Source organism: Hadarchaeum sp. (SeqCode) (genome assembly GCF_049969415.1).
In the GTDB taxonomy this organism is placed as follows: Archaea; Hadarchaeota; Hadarchaeia; order Hadarchaeales; family Hadarchaeaceae; genus Hadarchaeum.
Map to the genome: position 1 here is coordinate 1 of NZ_JBMFOX010000065.1, position 3414 is coordinate 3414.

At 57.8% G+C, this 3414-nt stretch carries 2 protein-coding genes; both read right to left on the bottom strand.

What is annotated here, in order from left to right; translation table 11 throughout:
- Positions 1-882, bottom strand: an 882-nt coding sequence (locus tag ACP5PX_RS07580; protein ID WP_428085362.1) for a hypothetical protein, incomplete at its 3' end; no start/stop codon positions are given.
- A gap of 308 nt (positions 883-1190) precedes the next feature.
- A complete protein-coding gene (locus tag ACP5PX_RS07585) occupies positions 1191-3131 on the bottom strand; it encodes a restriction endonuclease subunit M (RefSeq protein WP_428085363.1) in 1941 nt (646 codons plus the stop codon).
- Between the last annotated feature and the right edge of the window lie 283 nt (positions 3132-3414).

The following is a 3414-nucleotide window of genomic DNA, read 5'->3' on the forward strand; positions in this document are numbered from 1 at the left end:
AAGCTGCACCTGTCCGTAGGGGGAAGCCAAGAAAGCATAGAGGTAGCCGGGATGTACTATGTCAAGCTTTACAGCGATCCGCCCGATGTTGTTGCTTGCTGCCCAACCCTCCCAGGCATCCGTTACGTAGCCCATGTCTCCGATACTGCCATCTGTGCTGACAAGGATTTCACCTCGGTTGAGCTTGAGCTGAGGGAGTTCTGGCGTCCACTTAGCGATGTACCGCCGCTCCAGCACCCGCACCGTGGCCAAGTCGGAGGGGCGCACGAAGGGCACGCCTTTATCCGGGCCTACGTAGTGGCGCTTGAACCGAGGAGGGATGCGGATATAGGCGGTCAATTTCTCCAGAGGGACGAGGGGGTATCTCCCCGCCTTTAGGGCACGAAGAAGGCTTTCCGCCTCGGGCACGTGGTAGGAGCCGTCTAGCCTCCCTTCCAGCTCGCTGCGCTTCACCGCAAAGGCGGGCACCTTGGTCCCGGGCGGGTTGGGAAGGTATTCGGGCTCGAGGGCCTCCGGGTCGGGGAGCCCAAGAAGCTCGTATAATAGCTGCTCTGCTTTTTTCAGAAGACAGCTTCCCCGCTCCCGCAAGCTGAGGGCGCGGAGCATTTTGGTGTGAATGTGCTCTTGAACCCTTATGGGTAGGATCGGAACAGGCATTTCGCCTAGGACAGCGGGGTCTATTTCCTTTACCACAGCTCCATACTGAGCTCCCTGCATGAAATCAAAGCCGTAACGACTCCTTAAGAAGGCGTAGAGATAACCTTGGAAGACCTCTTCTTCATTTCTTGTTCTTATCCTAAGAACGTGCTGTGAAACAGCTACGTTCTTAAAGGTGACGTCTGCCAAAATACTATAGCCTACAGAGCCAGAACAAGAGGTCAATATGTCCCCTGGGTGAGGGAAAAGCTCACTCCAAACACTACTGGGACGAAGGAACTTATCTAGCTTTAAAGGCCAGAAGAAAATCTCCCGGGAGCCAGCGAAGGGAACGGCATCAGGGCTTTTTTTAACGTAGTCCCGCTTAAAGCGACCGATATAGGTAAATGACGCTACACTCGCCAAAGTCTTTAAAGTCCACTTGCTCTGCTCGACTTCCCACCGAACCCGCAGAGCGAGGTTATAGTAACCAGCGTCCAAGCGCTTTTGGCCCTCCCTTAGATAAACGCTCCCTACGCGCAGAAAGTTGAGGCTCACGCTTCCTCCGCTCTCGCCTTAAGTTCTCCCCTGAGCCACTGCACGAAGACCTCGGCCACCTCGCTTACCTCATCGTCCCGTTGGCCTACCAGGAGGTGGCCTTCTTCATCCCGCTTCCACAGGTCGTTGCCCCGCCGGTCGTAGCCCATCGTCCGGGGCACAGCCATGAAGACCTCGTAGTCTAGGGGCATGCCCGTGATCTCTTCCCGCTCAATCTCGGCCTCGGTCTTCTTGCGAAGCACCAAGACGCTGGTCTGGGTTCCCGTCCCCCCAAAGGCCACAAAGGTCTCAATGGGCAAGTCCACGCTGGCCACTACCACGAACTTCTCGAGTATCCACTCCCGGATAAACTCTAGCCCCGGGTTAGACAGAATGCTGTCGGGCAGCACAATGGCCAGAACCCCACCTGGGGCAAGCCACTGGTAGGCCCGTTCAATGAAGAGCTGTTCCGGAGGGAGGCTGCTCCGCGAGCGTCCTCCGTCCAATCCGTATCTTGTCAACTCGTACTCCTTGAGAATATCGGGATTGTCCACCTTAAGGCCGGGACCGTTGCCAAAGGGCGGATTGGTCACGATCAAATCCACGCTCCCAGGGGGAAGCTTTTCCTGCACCATCTTGGGCATTTGGGAAAACGGAATAAGGCTTCCCCCCTCCACGTGGTAGACGTTGCTGCTTCCGTCCCCATGCATCACCAGGTTCATCTGGGCGGCGCGCACCAGGAGGGGGTTGATGTCCAAGCCAAAGACGTTGCGGTTGCAAATCTCCCGAAGTTCGTTGGCAACGGCCTGTTCTAGAGCCTCTTCGGAGGCGTGTTTTCCTTGTTCTCGCTCTACCAGGTAAGCACGAAGCTCGTTCATGAAAGCCCGGAGGAACCCCCCGGCCCCCACTGCGGGGTCCAGGACCCTGATATTGGTCCACCTTTTCTTTCCCTTGCTGGAGACCAACAGGGTTTCTACCCCCATGCGCACCGCCATCCGGCACACGTTGTCGGGGGTGAAGAACTCGCCCCGGTCCCCCCTAAGGTTGTCTCGCACCACTTCCTGGTAGGCCGCTCCCTTGATGTCGGTCCGGGTGCGCAGGAAGGAGTATTGCCTAAGCTCGCTCACCGCATAGGCCAAGACGTCATCATTGAGCCGGATCCGATCGTCCGGCTCAAAAATGTAGGGGTACTGAGATTTGACGTCATTAAACAGCTTTTCCAGCCGCTTCCGCAAAGCCTTTTTCCCCGCTTCCGAAAACCGCTCTTCTGGGGCGATGTCAAAGTCCAGGGGGTCGTTGGCCCCCTTGACGCGCTCTTCATAGACCTTGCAGAAAACCAGCTTTAAAAGCTCATGGAAAGCCTGTTCCTTGGGCAACCCTTGGTTGGCGTAGATGTAGTTGTGGATGCGCCTTAGCTCCCGCTTTAGCCCCTCCGCGGGCTTGAGGTCCTTGAAGGTGAGCCGGCGAGGACTTTTTTCCCCGAACCGAGGGATGTCCGTGGTGGGTTCCACGCGGCGATCGCCGTTGCGGGCGACTACCTGAAAAGCTTGCCGCTCGGCACCTACCCAGAGGCCCCACCGGGCGTTGGGGCAAGCCGCAAGGTAGCTTTTGAGCTGCTCCACGCCCTTTTTCTTGTCCGAAGCCTTCACGTCCTCGCGTTTGGCTTCTATGATGACGCGGATGTTCTCTATCTCGTGGGGCTTGCCGTGCTCATAAATCACGAGGTCGGCTCGAGGGCGGCGGGTGCCCATAGGAATGGTTACCTCAATGCCCAGGTCTTCCTTGGGGTAACCGTATTCCTCCACGAGCTTCCTCGCCCACTCCTGGCGAACCTGTTCCTCGGGCGTGTCCTCCCGCAACTGACCGGTGACGTAGCACACAAGCTTGTTCTCAGGAAGCAGGGGCGTAGCGCCTCCCTCTTTAGGGGTCTCGTTGTCCTGGTAGTCCGGGGTTTCCATAGCCCCAAGTTATATCCCGACGGCTAGGGGCGGGTAAAGAGGATTGCCCGTCCGAGCGACCGTCAGCCACCGACGGCTGAAGCCGTCAGCTTGCCAGGAGGGGAAGATGCGTGAGGGGAGTGGGCTTGAGGGTGTAACGCACCGTGAGGATCTGCACGAAGTCATCATAGCACGAAAAAACCCCAGCCCTGAGGCTAGGGGTTTGGCGGAGAGGGCGGGATTCGAACCCGCGAGGCAGGTTTAAGCCCGCCTACACGATTTCCAGTCGTGTCCCTTCAGCCAC

Excerpts from the sequence above, each read along its gene's own strand:
- ACP5PX_RS07585 (WP_428085363.1), bottom strand. The coding sequence starts at position 3,131 with ATGGAAACCCCGGACTACCAGGACAACGAGACCCCTAAAGAGGGAGGC.